The organism is Calothrix sp. NIES-2100, from assembly GCF_963875285.1.
Taxonomy (GTDB): Bacteria; Cyanobacteriota; Cyanobacteriia; order Cyanobacteriales; family Nostocaceae; genus Aulosira.
The window spans coordinates 1,595,061-1,613,053 of the sequence record NZ_CAWNLA010000001.1 but is presented as its reverse complement, the minus strand read 5'-3'; the positions used below and the strand labels follow the sequence as shown (position 1 = coordinate 1,613,053).

General features: G+C 41.6%; 15 protein-coding genes and 1 pseudogene. 10 read left to right on the top strand and 6 right to left on the bottom strand.

Annotated features, from left to right (window positions below; genetic code table 11):
• Window positions 1–190 precede the first annotated feature (190 nt).
• Window positions 191–1,270 (top strand): class II fructose-bisphosphate aldolase, encoded by a 1,080-nt coding sequence (gene fba / locus AACU32_RS06685; RefSeq protein WP_096598880.1) that lies wholly within the window; start codon window positions 191–193, stop codon window positions 1,268–1,270.
• Between the two features lie 371 nt (window positions 1,271–1,641).
• On the opposite strand, the gene hisD is transcribed toward fba, so the two are convergent.
• The 3 genes from hisD to AACU32_RS06670 all read right to left on the bottom strand — a co-directional run bounded on the left by hisD (window position 1,642) and on the right by AACU32_RS06670 (window position 4,620).
• A complete protein-coding gene (gene hisD / locus AACU32_RS06680) occupies window positions 1,642–2,931 on the bottom strand; it encodes a histidinol dehydrogenase (protein WP_096598879.1) in 1,290 nt (429 codons plus the stop codon).
• 164 nt (window positions 2,932–3,095) lie between these two features.
• A complete protein-coding gene (locus tag AACU32_RS06675) occupies window positions 3,096–3,755 on the bottom strand; it encodes a hypothetical protein (protein WP_339377595.1) in 660 nt (219 codons plus the stop codon).
• A 568-nt stretch (window positions 3,756–4,323) separates the two neighbouring features.
• Window positions 4,324–4,620: an acylphosphatase gene (locus AACU32_RS06670; protein WP_096598878.1), complete on the bottom strand. Its 297-nt coding sequence runs from the start codon at window positions 4,618–4,620 to the stop codon at window positions 4,324–4,326.
• Window positions 4,621–4,804: 184 nt separating this feature from the next.
• Here AACU32_RS06670 and AACU32_RS06665 point away from each other — a divergent pair, with 184 nt between their 5' ends.
• The 3 genes from AACU32_RS06665 (at window position 4,805) to AACU32_RS06655 (ending at window position 8,434) form a co-directional block, all read left to right on the top strand.
• On the top strand, window positions 4,805–5,182 hold the full coding sequence (locus AACU32_RS06665; protein ID WP_096598877.1) for a DUF1823 family protein: 378 nt from the start codon (window positions 4,805–4,807) through the stop codon (window positions 5,180–5,182).
• Window positions 5,183–5,476: 294 nt separating this feature from the next.
• Window positions 5,477–7,135 carry an alpha-amylase family glycosyl hydrolase gene (locus AACU32_RS06660; RefSeq protein WP_096598876.1) on the top strand — a complete coding sequence of 553 codons (1,659 nt, stop codon included), beginning with the start codon at window positions 5,477–5,479 and terminating at the stop codon, window positions 7,133–7,135.
• Window positions 7,136–7,390: 255 nt separating this feature from the next.
• Window positions 7,391–8,434, top strand: coding sequence for a 3-deoxy-7-phosphoheptulonate synthase (locus AACU32_RS06655; RefSeq protein WP_096598875.1), 1,044 nt, complete (start codon window positions 7,391–7,393; stop codon window positions 8,432–8,434).
• A gap of 68 nt (window positions 8,435–8,502) precedes the next feature.
• Here AACU32_RS06655 and AACU32_RS06650 read toward each other — a convergent pair whose 3' ends face one another.
• Window positions 8,503–9,774, bottom strand: coding sequence for a hypothetical protein (locus AACU32_RS06650; RefSeq protein WP_096598874.1), 1,272 nt, complete (start codon window positions 9,772–9,774; stop codon window positions 8,503–8,505).
• A gap of 82 nt (window positions 9,775–9,856) precedes the next feature.
• Between AACU32_RS06650 and AACU32_RS06645 the strand changes: the two are divergent.
• From AACU32_RS06645 to AACU32_RS06620, 6 genes and pseudogenes are all read left to right on the top strand, one after another.
• Window positions 9,857–10,687: pseudogene (locus tag AACU32_RS06645) on the top strand (Rpn family recombination-promoting nuclease/putative transposase).
• A gap of 99 nt (window positions 10,688–10,786) precedes the next feature.
• On the top strand, window positions 10,787–11,389 hold the full coding sequence (locus AACU32_RS06640; RefSeq protein WP_096598873.1) for a hypothetical protein: 603 nt from the start codon (window positions 10,787–10,789) through the stop codon (window positions 11,387–11,389).
• Between the two features lie 457 nt (window positions 11,390–11,846).
• Complete coding sequence (locus AACU32_RS06635) at window positions 11,847–15,833, top strand: magnesium chelatase subunit H (protein ID WP_096598872.1); 3,987 nt, start codon at window positions 11,847–11,849, stop codon at window positions 15,831–15,833.
• A gap of 314 nt (window positions 15,834–16,147) precedes the next feature.
• A complete protein-coding gene (locus AACU32_RS06630) occupies window positions 16,148–16,675 on the top strand; it encodes a hypothetical protein (protein WP_096598871.1) in 528 nt (175 codons plus the stop codon).
• Entirely contained in the window at window positions 16,662–17,261 is a 600-nt protein-coding gene (locus tag AACU32_RS06625) for a hypothetical protein (protein ID WP_339377594.1), read from the top strand. The genes AACU32_RS06630 and AACU32_RS06625 overlap by 14 nt, the downstream gene beginning before the upstream one ends.
• A 189-nt stretch (window positions 17,262–17,450) precedes the next feature.
• Window positions 17,451–17,600 (top strand): hypothetical protein, encoded by a 150-nt coding sequence (locus tag AACU32_RS06620; protein ID WP_339377593.1) that lies wholly within the window; start codon window positions 17,451–17,453, stop codon window positions 17,598–17,600.
• Here the strand turns inward: AACU32_RS06620 and AACU32_RS06615 are convergent, their stop codons facing one another.
• Window positions 17,601–17,807, bottom strand: coding sequence for a DUF6887 family protein (locus tag AACU32_RS06615; protein WP_096598870.1), 207 nt, complete (start codon window positions 17,805–17,807; stop codon window positions 17,601–17,603).
• Window positions 17,804–17,977 (bottom strand): DUF6888 family protein, encoded by a 174-nt coding sequence (locus AACU32_RS40650; protein WP_445223166.1) that lies wholly within the window; start codon window positions 17,975–17,977, stop codon window positions 17,804–17,806. The genes AACU32_RS06615 and AACU32_RS40650 overlap by 4 nt, the downstream gene beginning before the upstream one ends.
• Window positions 17,978–17,993 lie beyond the last annotated feature (16 nt).

Here is a 17,993-nt window from a genome sequence, read left to right as displayed (position 1 = left end):
TAAGCTATCGTGAATATAAGCCACATTTATGAGTTGTAGCGTAAACTTTTTCAACATAAACACCATTCAATAGTTATAATTTCCTATATGTTGAAAAAACTCTTAAGATTAGCGTAACAATTACAATAATGGTAAATAATTACGCTTCTCTCACACCGACTAGCTGACAACCACATTAGGAGGACTATCTATGGCGCTTGTACCATTAAGGCTGTTGTTGGATCACGCGGCTGAAAACGGTTACGGCATCCCAGCTTTCAACGTTAACAATTTGGAACAAATTCAGGCGATCCTGAAGGCTGCTGCTGAAACAGATAGCCCCGTAATTTTACAAGCTTCTCGTGGCGCTCGTAACTATGCAGGAGAAAACTTCCTCCGCCACCTGATTTTGGCTGCGGTAGAAACCTATCCTCACATTCCCATTGTCATGCACCAAGATCATGGCAATGCTCCTTCTACCTGCTATTCAGCAATTAAGAACAACTTCACCAGCGTCATGATGGATGGCTCGTTGGAAGCGGATGCTAAGACCCCAGCAAGCTTCGAGTACAACGTCCGTGTTACCAGCGAAGTTGTGAATGTAGCTCATTCTTTGGGTGTCAGCGTTGAAGGCGAACTCGGTTGCTTAGGTTCTCTAGAAACTGGTGCGGGTGAAGCTGAAGATGGTCATGGTTTTGAAGGTACACTCGACCATTCCCAATTGCTGACCGACCCCGACGAAGCTGTTAACTTCGTAGAACAAACCCAAGTAGATGCTTTGGCTGTAGCTATTGGTACCAGCCACGGTGCTTATAAGTTTACCCGTAAGCCTACTGGCGAAATTTTGGCAATCAGCCGCATTGAAGAAATTCACCGCCGTTTGCCCAACACCCACTTGGTAATGCACGGTTCTTCCTCCGTACCTGAAGATTTAATTGCTGTAATTAACGAGTATGGCGGAGCAATTCCTGAAACCTACGGCGTACCTGTAGAAGAAATTCAAAAAGGTATCAAGAGCGGTGTACGTAAGGTAAACATTGACACCGACAACCGTCTGGCAATTACTGCTGCGGTACGTGAAGCTTTGGCAAAAAATCCCAAGGAATTTGACCCCCGTCACTTCCTCAAGCCTTCTATCACCTATATGCAGAAGGTTTGTGCAGAACGCTATCAGCAATTTGGTACCGCTGGTAACGCTAGCAAGATTAAGCAAGTTTCTTTGGAAGATTTTGCTGCTAAGTACGCTAAAGGCGAACTCAAAATGATCACCAAGGCAGCTGCCAAAGTCTAATTTGCTTAGACAATAATTAGGGACATCCAATTTTTTAAATACCCAATAAATTTGTAGTGCGAGCGTCTCGCTCGCTGATGTACAAAAGCGAGCAAGATGTTTGTCCTTCGGACACGCTACGCGAACGCACTACGGAATATGGGTAATTTATTTTTTGTAAGTCCCTTAGGAGCATAGCAGTGCTTTGCTCCAATCAGTCTGGAAATTGTGATTTAAAAAAAACCAGGTAGCGGTTGAGTTACCTGGTTTTTTATTGGGCATGGGGCATGGGGCATTGGGCAACAGTCTGTAGGGGCGGGTTCTGTGAGATATTTACACAGAAAACAGATATGTCGGTTAAACCCGCCCCTACAACAGTCAACAGTCAACAGTCAACAGTCATCTGCTAACCGTATAGCTACACTACCGCCGTGGGCTGGTAGTCCTTCTGCTGTTGCTAGGGTGACAGCGGCTGGGCCGATTTTCTGTAATGCTTGTCGATCGCATTCTAAATAGGTAATGCGTTTCAAAAAGTCGTAGACACTTAAGCCAGAAGCAAAACGGGCGGAACGGGAGGTTGGTAAGACATGATTTGGCCCGCCTAAATAATCACCAATGGCTTCTGGTGTATAGCGTCCTAAAAATAGGCTACCAGCACATTTGATTTGGTTGGCAAGCAATTGGGGGTTATCTACACACAGTTCTACGTGTTCTGGTGCTAGCTGGTTGAGCAGGGGAATACTTTGGGCTATATCATTGACAATAATTACAGCGCCATGTTTTTCCCAACTGGCGCTAGCTACTGATTTTGTTGCTAGGGTTGTCAAAATTTGCTCAACAGATGCGATCGCTTTTTGGGCAAATTCTTCCGAATCGGTAATTAAAATAGATTGGGCGCTGGGATCGTGTTCTGCTTGCGATAGTAAATCCCAAGCAATCCAGTCGGGATTATTTTTATCATCTGCAACTACAAGAATTTCTGATGGCCCAGCGATACTGTCAATTCCCACTGTGCCAAATACTTGGCGTTTGGCTTCAGCAACATAGGCATTACCAGGCCCAACAATTTTATCAACAGGGGCAATAGTTTCTGTACCATAAGCTAAAGCTGCGATCGCTTGTGCCCCACCAATACCATATATTTCTGTTACACCGGCAATTTTAGCAGCTGCCAATACTGCGGGATTAATCTCACCACGCGGCATTGGTACTGTCATTACAATCCGATCAACGCCGGCAATTTTCGCGGGTAGGGCATTCATTAATACCGAACTCGGATAACTAGCCCGTCCACCGGGTACATAAATCCCCACTTGGGTTAACGCTACCCAATTTAAACCCAACTTTACGCCGACTGTATCCGTATAGCCGATATCTTGGGGCAGTTGTTTTTCATGGAACGCCGCAATTCTTTCGGCTGCTAATTCTAATGCTGCTTGCACATCAGCCGGACATTGATTTGCAAGTTCAGCAATAAATGTCTCACTCAAATGCAAAGACTGAGAATTATAATGGTCAAAGCGGCTGGTATACTCAGCAACTGCCACATCACCACGGACTTTGACATCAGCCAGAATCTCTCTTACTGTCCCGCTAACATCAACAGTTGCTTCCCGGCGATCGTTTACAAGTGCTTTGAATTTGGTAGAAAAATCTTTGTCGGTTGTTTGAAGTAGCTGCATGGACAGTATCTTGAATGCGCTAAGGTCAATAATAAATCGGAGTCCGATCTATAACAATTTTACCCTAAATTTATGTTTAAAATGCTTAATTTTCAGGGTAATAGTTTCTAGATTCGCAAATCTAGGTATAACTTTCTCTATCACAATTATTTACTTTTTTACCTTTAGTAAACAGCTTTCCAAGCTTCTACAGTTCGTTTGCCGATTTGGCTATCAACCGTTTCTCCACTTTCGGACAAAAGTCTAATAGTGACATTTTTAGCTGGGGAGTTTTTCAGAGCAGTTGCTAACTCATTGCTGACTTTAAATGTACCGTTATTTCCTTCTAAGCGAAAGATCTGTTCGCCAATTTTGATATAAAGGTTAGTAATCTTGAGGGTGTTGTGAGAAATCAAACATTCAGGTGCTGCTAACAATGCATGATAGTATGAGCGATAAGCGCAATTGCGAGCGCTATAAGCTAAAAGAACACGAATTGAGTTACGACTCCACAGGCTAATTACCACAACCCTAGCATTATTATTAACAAAGTTGCTCCAGAAGTAATTACGGTCAAAAATACCCAGGTAATTTCCTTCAAAAGGGTCTTCAATTTTCACAGGCTTTGACCAAGGTACATTCATATTGACACCCAAAGCCGCTGATTTTACTACTGGTAGTTCCCTAGACGCTTTAGCTAGCAGATGGCTTGACTGTGCTACCACTGGCTGAGAGAAAGTGATATTTGTTGTGGCTAAATTCAAAGCTGCTAGACTTAATCCTACTGTTGCCAGTCTAGTCAAACTCCAAATTTGGTTATTTTTACCCTTGGAGTGCATTAACATAACTTAATCTCAAACTAACTTATTAAAAGTAGCCGCAAATTAATGATGAGTGTTTATCCTTTAGGGTTATTACCTTCATTAGCGGATAGGTATATTAAAAATATAGCTGCAATTTTTATCAATACCGATGCAATCACATACTCTAAACTAAACTTTACTTAGGCAGGACTTACGCAAGATGTGACCGAAAACCTGATTCTTGCGTTGCTTCCATTCATCAACTACCGCTACTTTCGTTATGTTTTACGTAAGTCCTATTAGATTTAAAAAAAATCAGCAAGTAGTTTCCCTATTTTATTACGCCAAGCAAGATAAATCAGAAAAATTATCTAGTGAAGCATACTAAACTCTACATTAATATGTGTATAAATTATTAAACGCATATTGTCATTGTTTTAAAGCTTAAACCTCATCCATTTTGAAACCTGGAGTAGTGCGGGACTCAAAGCTCGCTACGAAGAGTAGGGAGCAAGATGCTCCCACTACTTTTAAAACTATGGTTCTCAAAATAGATGTGGTTTATATTCATTCCTAGCGGAAAATTTATCTAAATTTAGGAGATTTAGCCTCAACGCCTGACTTCAAATCCCCGCAAGCCTTCCGGTTCTTCGTAGTCAACTACAATATTTTGTACCACAGCCGCCGGAGGGCCACCATGACACCAGCGAACCATGTCTTCTACTACTTCCCGCGCCCCTTCAAAGACTGCTTCCACACGACTATCGGGAAGGTTTCGCACCCAGCCAGTTAATCCCAACTGGCTAGCTGTATCTACTGTAGCGTAGCGATAACCAACGCCCTGGACTCGGCCAGAAATCAAAACATGGGCGCGGATTAGCTTTGGTATTGGTGTAGGATTCGGCATTGACTGGTCTATGCTTGACGATTTCCAGTTTACCGGGTTTTGAGACGGGGTTTTCGACTCAAAATTTTCGATAAATTGTTTATCAGTGCGATCGCGATCGCCATCTGCACAACTAAAATCAGAGATTGGGGACTGTTAAGCATCAATACATCCCAACCTGTAGATTTAGAATTTAAACTTGCTTATGTCTAATTTGCCACCACTCAATACAGAAACTATTTGGGCAATTCTCAACGAAACAATTGATGATCTAACAGTCAACCAGTTGCTATGGTACTACTTAGGATATCGCTACAACTCATCAACTAAAGAATGGGACAGTAGCGAAGTAGCATCAGAATGGCGAGATGAATACCCACAACCACCAGATTTTATTGACAGTCGCCCCGCTACAGTGAAATTAACTCGTTCTATTCCCAAAGAGAACAAACAAATACTGAAAGAAAAGTTGGGTTTCAAAGGTTATAAAATCGGTGAATTTGGCCCTAGGCAAACTCGCAGAGCAACCGCTGCGAATTGGTTATATAGTTACATGCATCCACCAAGCAGCAACATAGAGTAATTTTCACATAATTACTAAGTCGTAATTCGTAATTCGTAATTAAGCGGTTACGAGTTAAGCGCTTAATTTTTCACCATTCGACTTCCCTCAGGGTTAAATTAACGCTCTTAATCTGTTAGGCGCTACACCCCATTACGTAAATTACGAATTACGAATTATCAATTACGAATTATTTTAATTTATGCCCCTAGATAGAGGAAATAAGTATTTAATTATCTCTCTAGGGCGATTGGCTAATTTCATGTGGGAATAAGAAAATACTTTTAACCAAGATTTTCTACTCCAAATAATCATATGGCTAAGGCAATTGAATTTAATTTATTCGCTCCCTATAATAAAGGTGCTGCATTAATTGGATCTTTTTCTGATTGGGAAGAAATTCCTATGGAAAAAGGTGATGATGGTTATTTTCGCACATCTGTTGAACTAGAAGATGGGGTTTATAAATACAAATTTCGCGTCCAATCAAACTCATGGTTCCTTGAGCCTGAGCAATGGGTTGACGTAACAGATCCTTATGCAACTGATATTGACGAATTAAGCGGTCAAGATAATGGTGTTGTCCACATTAAAGATGGGCAAAGGATTGTTGATACTTATGTTTGGCAACATGATGATAAACCTTTACCTGCTGACCACGAATTAGTAATTTATGAATTGCATGTTGGGGACTTTTCTGGTGGTGAGGATGATCCTTATGCACGAGGTAAGTATAAACATGTTGTGGAGAAACTAGATTATTTATGTGAATTGGGAATCAATGCCATCGAGTTAATGCCCGTTAAAGAATATCCTGGTGACTATAGCTGGGGTTACAATCCTCGCTATTTTTTTGCCCCTGAATCCAGTTATGGTTCTACAGAGGGATTAAAAAAATTAATCGATGAGTGTCATGCTAGAGGCATTCGTGTGATTACGGATGGTATTTATAATCATTCAGAATCTTCTAGTCCATTAACACAAATTGACCATGATTATTGGTATCACCATGAGCCTCGTGACCCTGATAATAGTTGGGGCCCTGAGTTTAACTACGAACATTACGACGAAAATTTAGATACATATCCAGCTAGAAAATTTATCGGTGATACCGTCAGATTTTGGGTTGAAGAGTATCATATAGATGGCATTCGCTACGATGCGGCGCGACAAATTGCCAACTATGATTTTATGCATTGGATTGTTCAAGAAGCGAAAAAAGCTGCTGGTACAAAGCCTTTTTACAATATTGCCGAACACATTCCCGAAACTACCAGCATTACCAATATAGATGGCCCAATGGATGGTTGCTGGCATGACAGTTTTTATCATACAGTTCTGGCTCACATTTGTGGTGACACTTTTGATTTAGAAAACCTCAAAGACGTAATTGATAGTAAACGTCAAGGTTTTATGGGTGCTACCAATGTGGTAAATTACCTTACCAACCATGACCATAACCATCTGATGGTAGAATTGGGCAATCGGAATATTTTTGATGAAGAAGCATTTAGACGAGCTAAATTAGGAGTAGCGATTCTATTTACCTCTGTTGGTGTACCATTGGTTTGGATGGGTGAAGAATTTGGGGAGTATAAACCTAAACAAATTGAATCAGCCAAAATCGATTGGACACTACTAAGTAATGACTTAAATGCTAGTTTGTTTGAATACTATAAAGGCTTGATTAACTTGCGTAAAAATAGCCATGCACTCTACACTGAGAATATTGATTTTATTCATGAAAATCCAGACGCAAAAGTGCTAGCTTACAGCCGATGGAATGATGAAGGTTCTCGCGTTGTAGTGGTAGCAAATTTTTCCGAAAATTTCCTAGCCGGATATCATGTTCCTAACTTTCCTTGTGCTGGCACATGGCACGAATGGACAGCTAATTATGATGTGGAAGCAGGTGACGATGGTATCATCACTGATATTGGGCCTTATGAAGCTAAAGTTTTTGTTTGGCAGTAATCAATTACACTCGTACCTAAAAACAGTTGAGTAATTTAGAAGAGGGGGAAATATTACCCCCTTTTATTTTGGAATCATTAGCTAAGAAATTCAAAGCATTTATTGTGTCTAATAAAATACAATCAAAAGCAAAAACTAAGAAATTATAAGATTGAGTTTTTTAACATTTCTACGATTTTACAGTTTGTTTTGGTGTAGAAACTGTGTATAATTTTTAAGCCTCTGTATAGTAGCATAAATCACATGATCTGCTCCATGCACCACACATTGTTCGATGCCAACATTGAGAGTTCTCACGTTTTATTAACTCCAAATGAAGTCAAAGCAAAAGTACCATTAACTAAATTAGCTGAACAAACAGTTCTGAAATATCGGGAAGAACTAGAAAAAATCCTAGACTTTCAAGATAGAAGAAAATTCATCGTTGTCGGCCCTTGTTCCATCCACGATCCCAAAGCTGCAATCGAATATTCACAAAGATTAAAGATTTTGGCTCAGAAAGTCCAGGATAAACTATTGTTAGTGATGCGGGTTTATTTTGAAAAACCGAGAACTACAGTAGGATGGAAAGGATTGATTAACGATCCAGAGATGGATGATTCATTCCATGTCGAAAATGGTTTGTTAATTGCCCGTAGCTTATTGTTACAAATTGCCGAAATCGGTTTACCTACGGCTACAGAAGCACTTGACCCGATTGTACCTCAATACATTAGTGAACTTCTTGCTTGGTCTGCCATTGGCGCACGCACAACCGAATCACAAACTCACCGGGAAATGGCCAGTGGACTGTCAATGCCTGTGGGTTTTAAAAATGGTACTGATGGTAACATTCAAGTAGCCTTAAATGCTCTGCAATCTGCTAGAACTCCTCATAATTTTCTAGGGATTAATCAAGATGGGCAGGTAAGCGTATTTCAAACTAGAGGTAATGCCTACGGTCATGTTATTTTACGCGGTGGTAATCAGCCCAATTTCGATGCGGAAAATGTCCAATTGATAGAACAGAAATTAAAGGCAGCTGATTTACCACCAAGAATTGTGATTGACTGTAGTCATGGGAATACGAATAAAGATTACAGGTTACAAGGTGCTGTTTTGTCAAACGTGATTCAACAAGTAGTTGATGGCAATACTTCGATTGTGGGGATGATGCTGGAATCGAATTTGTATGAAGGGAATCAACCAGTTAATTGCCAAAAAGATGAATTACGATATGGTGTTTCGGTGACAGACAAATGTATTGGCTGGGAGGAAACTGAAAGAGTTATTTTGGCTGCATATGAAAAGTTGAAGTAGTAATTTGTCAATGGTCATTTGTCAATGGTCATTTGTCATTGGTCACTTGAGCGAAGCCGAAGTATTGGTCATTTGTGTGGAGGCTGATTTTCTATCTCTTCCTTCACCAAAATGGCTAGTTTTTCGGCTGCGCCTGCTTCGCCTCTGACTTGGCGTAGCTTGAGTTGCATTTGCTCTAGTTTTTCGGGATGAGTTAGTAAATCTAATACCATGTCTGCAATATCTTGTGGCTGGAGTTTTCCTACTAATTCAGGTACTATTTCTGACTGTGCCCAAATATTCGGCCAAGCTAGTAAACCTTTGCGTCTGAGAAATAGCCAGTTAATTAATTTAGCAAATGTCGTACCTAAGCCTGGTAAATTAGCTAACAATCCTGGTAAACCATCCCAAGAACGCATAGCATCAAGTTGCTGGGTTGGAAGCAAAACAATCATGGGTACGGCTAAAGCACCGAGTTCGGCGGTGTTGGCTCCGACTGTAGTTAAGCAGATACTACATTGAGATAATATTTCATAGGCAGGGGATTCTTGCCACAGTTCTACTGTTAAGCCGGTGGCTGTTTTTAGTATTGGTTTGTGTTGTTTATCTTCTCTTAATATTAAGGAAGTAGCGCTTAATCCAAAGGTTTCCACAAACGGATTTTTCTGGGGATCGGCAAAACTAGCTAAGGTTTGTAAATCTAAAGTTGGCGCTAGGGAAATGATAAATTTGGTTTGGGGTCTTTGGGCGTGGATGTATTGAGCGATCGCTAATGTTAATGGTACTCCTTGAGATAACTTGGCGGCTTTGGAACCAGGTAACAAACCGATGAGTTCTGTCATTTGTCCTTTGTCCTTGGTTAAGGACGAATAACTCTTAGCCTCTAACATCAAATCCCCGACTACAGTAAATTTGTGCGCATATTTGGTGGGAATGGGTTCAGCAACTTTCGCTTTCATCACGCCAAAGCGGTCAATCAAACTGTACCACCGCGCATCCCATTCGGCGTAAACTACTGTGCTGTATCCCAGTTTTTTACCGATGACAACGGGAAAAAATTGATCCCCGCCCAGAAAAACCACTACTCCGCGACTTCTCCAATCCCAATTATCAACAGTTTTGCCCCAGAGTAAAAACTGCCAAAAATACTCGGCTTTCTGAACTCGGTCTACTTCTGGATATGAAAGTGCGATCGCGGCTTCTTTACCGCTAGCATGGGGACAAGGAGATAAAACTACGGAAATTCTCACAACAGAGCGATCGTTGCCCAATTGTTGCCGTAATGCTTTTACTACTGGACGTACCCAGGTTGTAACTTCCCCAGGGCCATTGGAGAGAATCAGGATATCTACTGGAGTCATGAGTTAATAGTGAATAGTTAGAAGTTATTAGTCAAGAGGCAAATCTTACCTCATTCGTTCCTAACGGATATCATTACAGGCCATGTTTGACAATGTATGTAAATTTCTTGCTGAATCATTTTCCAGGGACTTTGCAACTTGGCTACTTAATGAGCCAATTACACTCACACAACTGAGTCCATCGGAATTATCCCTCGAACCCATCCGCGCCGATGCACTAATTTTGTTGTAATCGGATGAACTTGTTCTCCATCTCGAATTCCAAACTCTACCCAAAGCCGATATTCCCTTTCGCATGGCTGATTATCGCCTGCGCCTGTATCGGCGTTTTCCCCAAAAACGGATGCGTCAGGTGGTAATTTATTTACAACCAAACGATTCTGAGCTAGTTTATCAAACGGAATTTGTCTTAGAAAATACGCAGCACAGATTTGAAGTCATTAGACTTTGGGAACAGCCAACCGAACTATTTTTAAATTCTCCAGGTTTGTTACCTTTTGCAACTTTAAGTCAAACCAACGATCAAAGCCGAACCTTAGAAGAAGTTGCTCAAGCTATTGAAGCAATCAATGACACCCGCATTCGCAGTAATGTTGCTGCATCAACAGCAGTTTTAGCTGGGTTAGTATTAAATAAAGACGTGATTAAAAGAATTTTGCGGAGTGATATTATGCGCGAATCTGTAATTTATCAAGATATTTTGCAAGAAGGACTTAAAGAAGGATTTGAACAGGGTTTAGAACAGGGTTTAGAACAGGGTTTAGAACAGGGTTTAGAACAAAAAGCTCAAGAAATTGCCCGAAAAATGATTAACAAAGGTGTTGATATTGAAACAATAGTAGATATCACAGGTTTAACTCTTGAGCAAGTGCAACAATTACAGGCGCAAACAGACGATAATCAAGCACAGTGATTTAAAAGATCCCCGACTTCTTCAATAAGTCGGGGATCTGAAGCTCACCTATTTTTACAATTATCAATACTAATAAATTAATATTTAATCATATCGATCGTGTCTTATAGCGACTTCTCGCTGTCAAAAGTCAAAAGCGAATTTAACTTAACTATTGTTGAAAACGAGCGATTTTTACCGGAAACGCCGCCCGTAGAACCTAGTTCTTACCTCAAAGAAGCATTAAGCGAAGGACTACCACTAGCAACTGCAACTGGTTCCCAAAAAGCTCGCTCCGAGTTAATTATTAGTCCTATCCTGGTAGAAGTTCGGAAAATTCTCCAACGCCAAGTCAGCTTTTTTTCGGGTGAAGATTTTACCGTCGCACCGGATTTAGGCTTAAGTGGAGTGTGTGATTTTTTAATTAGCCGTTCACCCGAACAAATATTTATTGAAGCTCCTGTTATTGTAATTATTGAAGCGAAAAAAGGTGATTTAAAACCGGGTTTAGGACAATGTGCAGCAGAAATGATTGCTGCACAAAAATTCAATGAGACTAATAATATACCAATTAAAACAATTTATGGCAGCGTCAGCAGTGGTACAGTTTGGCGATTTTTGAAATTATCAGGGCAAACACTAAGTATTGATTTAAACGATTATACCGTTCCCCCAGTGGAAATATTACTGGGTATGTTGGTTTGGATGGTGCGCGACGGTTAGATATTTTGTCGGCGGACACGGTAATTTCTTCCCCATGCCCTATGCCCCATGCCCAAAAACTCAATGAACGTGGATGGACTTTTTCATTAATATCGCTTTATGGTTAAATAGTAAATATCTAAACTACAAAATAAAAACTGCACCCACACTTCGACCCTGATGACAACTGACAACTAAATTGGCAGATGGGAAGCGCAATAAAAACTGCCGCTCGGTATTTGCTTTACATTTTTTAACAATCAGTGTAGCAAATACTCTCAATAAAAAGCAATATCTGCAAAGAAATATGTCATTATGTTTATCGATTTGTGTCAGTTAGACGACAAAATGACCATTTGGTAGGCATTTTCTGATAAAAAAAATTCATATTCCTAAAAATTTTAGTTGAAGTTACGAACGGCAGCATCAGCCGTGATGAACTTCTAGTAGAGAACGCGCATCAAAGGAGCTTATCTGCATGTTCACCCACGTCAAGTCCACCATCAGACATATTGCGCCTGATAATTTACGCGGACGTAATTTAATCAAGGTGGTCTATGTCGTGCTTGAGTCCCAGTACCAGAGTGCATTGTCGCAAGCTGTTCGCACCATTAACGCTAACCATCCCAATCTGGCGATTGAAATCAGCGGGTACTTAATTGAGGAACTCCGAGATTCAGAGAACTACGAGGAGTTCAAGCGGGATATGGAGAGTGCGAATATATTTATTGCCTCTCTGATTTTCATTGAAGACTTAGCACAGAAAGTAGTAACGGCCGTAGAACCATACCGCGATCGCTTAGATGTGGCTGTTGTCTTCCCCTCAATGCCGGAAGTAATGCGCCTGAACAAAATGGGCAGCTTTTCTTTGGCACAATTGGGGCAATCCAAGAGTGCGATCGCGCAATTTATGCGGAAGCGCAAGGAAAAATCCGGTGCAGGCTTCCAAGATGGGATGTTGAAACTGCTGCGAACTCTGCCACAGGTGCTGAAGTTTCTGCCAATGGACAAAGCACAAGATGCTCGAAATTTCATGCTGAGTTTTCAGTATTGGCTAGGGGGTTCACCAGAAAACCTGGAAAACTTCTTGCTGATGCTGACTGATAAATACGTATTAAAAGGTGTAGAAAAAGCAAATCTACCATCTACGACATATCAAGCGCCCGTGGTGTATCCCGATTTGGGAATTTGGCATCCCCTGGCTCCAAATATGTTTGAAGATGTGAGAGAATACCTCAATTGGTACACAACCCGGAAGGATATCTCCAAGGATCTCAAAGATCCTTTAGCTCCCTGTGTTGGGTTGGTATTGCAACGTACTCACCTAGTTACAGGCGACGATGCCCACTATGTGGCGATCGTCCAGGAGTTAGAATCACTCGGAGCCAAAGTACTACCAGTATTTGCCGGGGGTTTGGATTTCTCCAAGCCTGTGGATGCCTACTTTTATGAACCAACTACCAACACACCCTTAGTAGATGCGGTAATTTCTTTGACTGGGTTTGCTTTGGTAGGCGGCCCGGCTAGACAAGATCATCCCAAAGCCATTGACGCACTCAAGCGGTTAAATCGCCCTTACATGGTAGCGTTACCCTTAGTATTCCAAACCACAGAAGAGTGGATGGATAGCGATTTGGGGTTACATCCAATTCAAGTAGCTTTGCAAATTGCCATACCGGAATTGGATGGAGCAATTGAACCGATAATTTTATCAGGTAGAGATGGTACTACCGGCAGAGCGATCGCACTCCAAGACCGTGTGGAAGTTGTCGCCAAACGCGCTTTAAAATGGGCTAATCTCCGCCGCAAACCCAAGCTGGATAAAAAAGTTGCCATTACTGTTTTCAGCTTCCCACCCGATAAGGGGAATGTGGGTACTGCTGCTTACTTGGATGTGTTCGGTTCCATTTACGAGGTGATGAAAGCCCTCAAGAATAACGGCTATGATTTACCGGAATTACCGGAATCAGCCGAAGCGCTGATGCAAGAAGTCATCCACGATGCTCAAGCACAGTACGCTAGCCCGGAACTTAACATCGCCTATAAAATGTCAGTGCCAGAATATGAAACACTGACACCTTACTCTCAACGCTTAGAAGAAAACTGGGGCCCACCTCCCGGACATCTCAACAGCGATGGGCAAAACCTGCTGATTTATGGTAAGCATTTCGGTAATGTGTTTATCGGTGTTCAGCCTACCTTTGGTTACGAAGGCGATCCGATGCGGTTGTTATTCTCCCGTTCCGCTAGTCCTCACCACGGTTTTGCAGCTTACTACACCTACCTAGAGCAAGTTTGGGCAGCTGATGCCGTGTTACACTTCGGTACTCACGGTTCTCTGGAATTTATGCCCGGTAAGCAGATGGGGATGTCTGGTGATTGTTACCCAGACCAACTAATTGGCACAATTCCTAACCTGTATTATTACGCAGCCAATAACCCCAGCGAAGCGACAATTGCCAAGCGCCGGAGCTATGCTGAAACAATTTCTTACCTGACACCCCCGGCTGAGAATGCTGGTTTATACAAGGGTTTGAAAGAACTCAGCGAGTTGATTGCTTCTTACCAAACCCTGAAAGATACAGGACGCGGTATCCCCATTGTTAACTCCATCATGGATAAATGCCGGATGGTGAACCTGGACAAGGATATCAACTTGCCAGAAACTGATGCCAAGGATATGACCGAAGATGAACGGGATAATATTGTTGGCAGCGTGTACCGCAAGCTGATGGAAATTGAATCTAGGTTATTGCCTTGTGGATTGCATATTATTGGTAAACCACCAACAGCCGAAGAAGCGATCGCCACTCTCGTCAACATTGCTAGCCTAGATCGTCAAGAAGAAGGACTTCAAGGCTTACCGGGAATTATCGCCAACAGCATTGGGCGTAACATTGACGATATTTACCAAAATAATGACCGAGGTATTTTAGAAGATGTCCAGCTACTGCAAGACATCACCTTAGCCACCCGCGCCGCTGTTAGCGCCCTTGTGAAAGAGCAAACCGACGCTGAAGGGCGAGTTTCCCTAGTTTCCCGGTTGAATTTCTTCAACATGGGTAAAAAAGAACCTTGGGTAGAAGCATTGCATCAAGCAGGCTATACCAAAATTGATAACGCCGCCTTAAAGCCACTATTTGAGTATTTGGAATTCTGTTTGCAGCAAGTTTGTGCAGATAACGAACTCGGTGGATTACTCAAAGGCTTAGAAGGCGAATACATCCTACCTGGCCCCGGTGGCGATCCCATCCGCAACCCGGATGTATTACCCACAGGTAAGAACATTCACGCCTTAGATCCCCAATCCATTCCCACAACTGCGGCTGTACAATCAGCGAAAATAGTTGTGGATCGGCTGTTGGCAAGAAACAAAGCTGAAAATGACGGTAAATGGCCGGAAACTATTGCTTGTGTGCTTTGGGGAACCGATAACATCAAAACCTACGGGGAATCACTGGCGCAAATCATGTGGATGGTGGGTGTACGCCCCGTTCCCGATGCTTTGGGAAGAGTGAACAAGTTAGAGTTAATATCTTTAGAAGAGTTGGGTAGACCGAGAATTGATGTTGTCATCAACTGTTCTGGTGTATTCCGCGACTTGTTCATCAACCAAATGAACCTGTTAGATCAGGGCGTGAAAATGGCGGCTGAGGCTGACGAACCTTTAGAAATGAACTTTGTCCGCAAACACGCTTTGCAACAAGCTGAGGACATGGGAATTAATCTCCGTCAAGCAGCAACTCGCGTCTTCTCCAATGCTTCTGGTTCCTACTCGTCAAATATCAACTTGGCGGTGGAAAACAGCACCTGGGACAGCGAAGCCGAATTACAGGAAATGTACCTCAACCGGAAATCCTTCGCTTTCAATTCCGATAACCCCGGAATGATGGACGAATCCCGCAAGATTTTTGAAAGCACTTTGAAAACTGCGGATGCGACTTTCCAAAATCTCGATTCTTCGGAGATTAGCTTAACCGATGTTTCCCACTACTTCGACTCAGATCCTACTAAGTTAGTAGCAAGCCTGCGGGGTGATGGTAAAACACCAGCATCTTATATTGCAGATACCACCACAGCTAATGCCCAGGTACGGACATTATCAGAAACCGTGCGCTTAGATGCTCGTACTAAATTATTAAATCCCAAATGGTACGAGGGAATGCTATCTCACGGTTACGAAGGTGTGCGCGAACTCTCCAAGCGGTTGGTAAACACAATGGGTTGGAGTGCAACAGCCGGCGCTGTGGATAACTGGATTTACGAAGATACCAATGAAACCTTCATCAAAGATGAAGAAATGCAAAAACGGTTGATGAATCTTAATCCCCATTCTTTCCGCAAGGTTGTATCAACTTTGTTGGAAGTGAATGGACGCGGTTATTGGGAGACTAGCGAGGAGAATTTAGATCGCCTCCGCGAGTTATACCAAGAAGTTGAAGACCGGATTGAAGGGATTGAGTAGGTGAATACATAACCAATAACATTAAAGGCACGGTATTACCGTGCCTTTAATGTTATTTGACATTTCATATATATAAAAAAGAAGCTAGCTTAGCGGAAGCTATTCTCTAACTGTTTACCTGGTTTTTAGAATGATACTTATATTTTTTTAATAAATAAGTCAATAATTATACACTATATTTTAGTATAATTAAAAGTTAATTTGCCTGAATTATCGATTGGATAGGTAGTTGAAGGTTATTTGTTAGTGTTCAACATCAAGTTGTACGATGCTATTTTACAAACAATGGCAGCTTACCAAAGCAGAGGTAGAAAATGGAGGAAGCGGGGCTGGAACAACAAAGAAAAATCACTCTACTGCGCGATCAACCTCAAAGTGGATTACTTGCAAGACGGGAAAATCAGTCTGATATCCAAGTCTACAAAGACGCTTTAAGTGATCGCTTTATAGAAGCAAGAACAGTAGAGGAGTGTGAAAAGCTTATTTCTCTAAGGCAGAAAGTTCAAGAATTAGACCTAGAAGCTAGAAGATTAGACTATGCACAAAAATCAGCAGAGATCCAACTTCAAGAAGCAAAACAAAAAGCACTTTTCCACCGTAGTCAGCAAGTTGTAGCTAGTGTTGTCTCAATAGGTGTTGGAATTTATTTTTTACAAACTGTTCCTTTAGCTGGGTTATTATTCTTGATTTTAGGTTTAGCTAAACCGCTAGGCTATTCTTTGGGAGAAATAAGTGGGTTTTTAGATGGATTGAAGGGCTTTACAAAAGACTCGGATGAACTCCTGTCTATAGAAAATGAACAAGAAAATAAATCTAAGGAGTCTAGAGATGCAAGACCCTAAGTTCGATTTAATAAATGCATTTAAATTAGAAAAGCGACTTCAAGTTTTTATTTCAGTTTATCTCTCAATAATTTTGATATCAATAATTTTAATTATAGTCATAGTTGATATGACTGCTGAGTTACAGCAGGCTTTAGTGATTGTTTTAGGACTGATTACAATTGCTACTCTTGATGCCTTCAAAAAAGCTATAGCCAACACACAATCGTCTTTTGTAAATGAATTTAAGCAGATTATTATCCAAAATGGAGGTTCTTATATCGACGGGATTGATAGGCGGGTTAGTATCCAAGACGGCAATTATGTAGTAGATGGCAATATTAACTATGGATCTGATAAAAGACAGACTCTTGCCGAAGCTGCTGCTGAAATCCAAGAACTTCTACAACAATTAGAACAATCCAACCCTAGTGCTACTGAAGCTGAAAAAGTTGCATATGTCAATGATGAAGCTGAGCCTGATTTAAAGTCTCGTGTGGTCAGCGCTTTGAAATCTGGTGGCGAAGTCGCTATCGAGAATTCGCTGGACAGTCACTACATAAATATTATTAAGGCCATTATCAAAGGCTGGGTATCTTCGCAATAGCTTAGTGATAAGCATAACCTAACAATATATAGGAACTGATGAAAGTATTTGGCGCAGTTACAAAGACTGTTTATCGCTGCTCAATTTTGCCATTAGACTCCTAAATTCTCGGCTGGAACGCAGAAAATATACCCCATGACAGTTGCTCGCTCACTCTTCCACAACAGGCGATCGCTTGATTTTTGAGGTATGATGCAAGGCGATCGCACTCCCACAACAGGCGATCGCTTTTCTGTTGAGGTATTCTGCAAAGCGATCACACTCCCACAACAGGCGATCGCTTTATGTTTGAGGTGTTCTGCAAGGCGATCGCTCTTCTACAACAGGCGATCGCTTTGATTATATTTCCTTGCGTCTTTTATCTTTCAAGTATTCTGCGATCGCTTCAGCTACGTCTTCTTCAGGTTGATATACCCGTGAGCTTGGTTTCTCGACGTGTAGCTTGTCGAGGTAAGCATGTAAGGCTTCCTCATCATCTCGGTGTTCTAGGACATAGGCTCGAAGTTCAATTGTGGTCATGGTAGCAAAGTCTGGTTTGACACTCATACAAACTCCCATTCTCCAGTAGGCTTAATCTCAAGATTAATTTCCTCTTTTGCCAGAATAATTACGTTTCCAGTGCGCTTATCCATAGTTACTAGGTCAATAGAGCAGTACTTGCTGGTAAGGTCGCAGCACAGCTGAAAACATTTCAGCACCTGTTCTGTGGTAGGCATCACCATTTCCCTACAA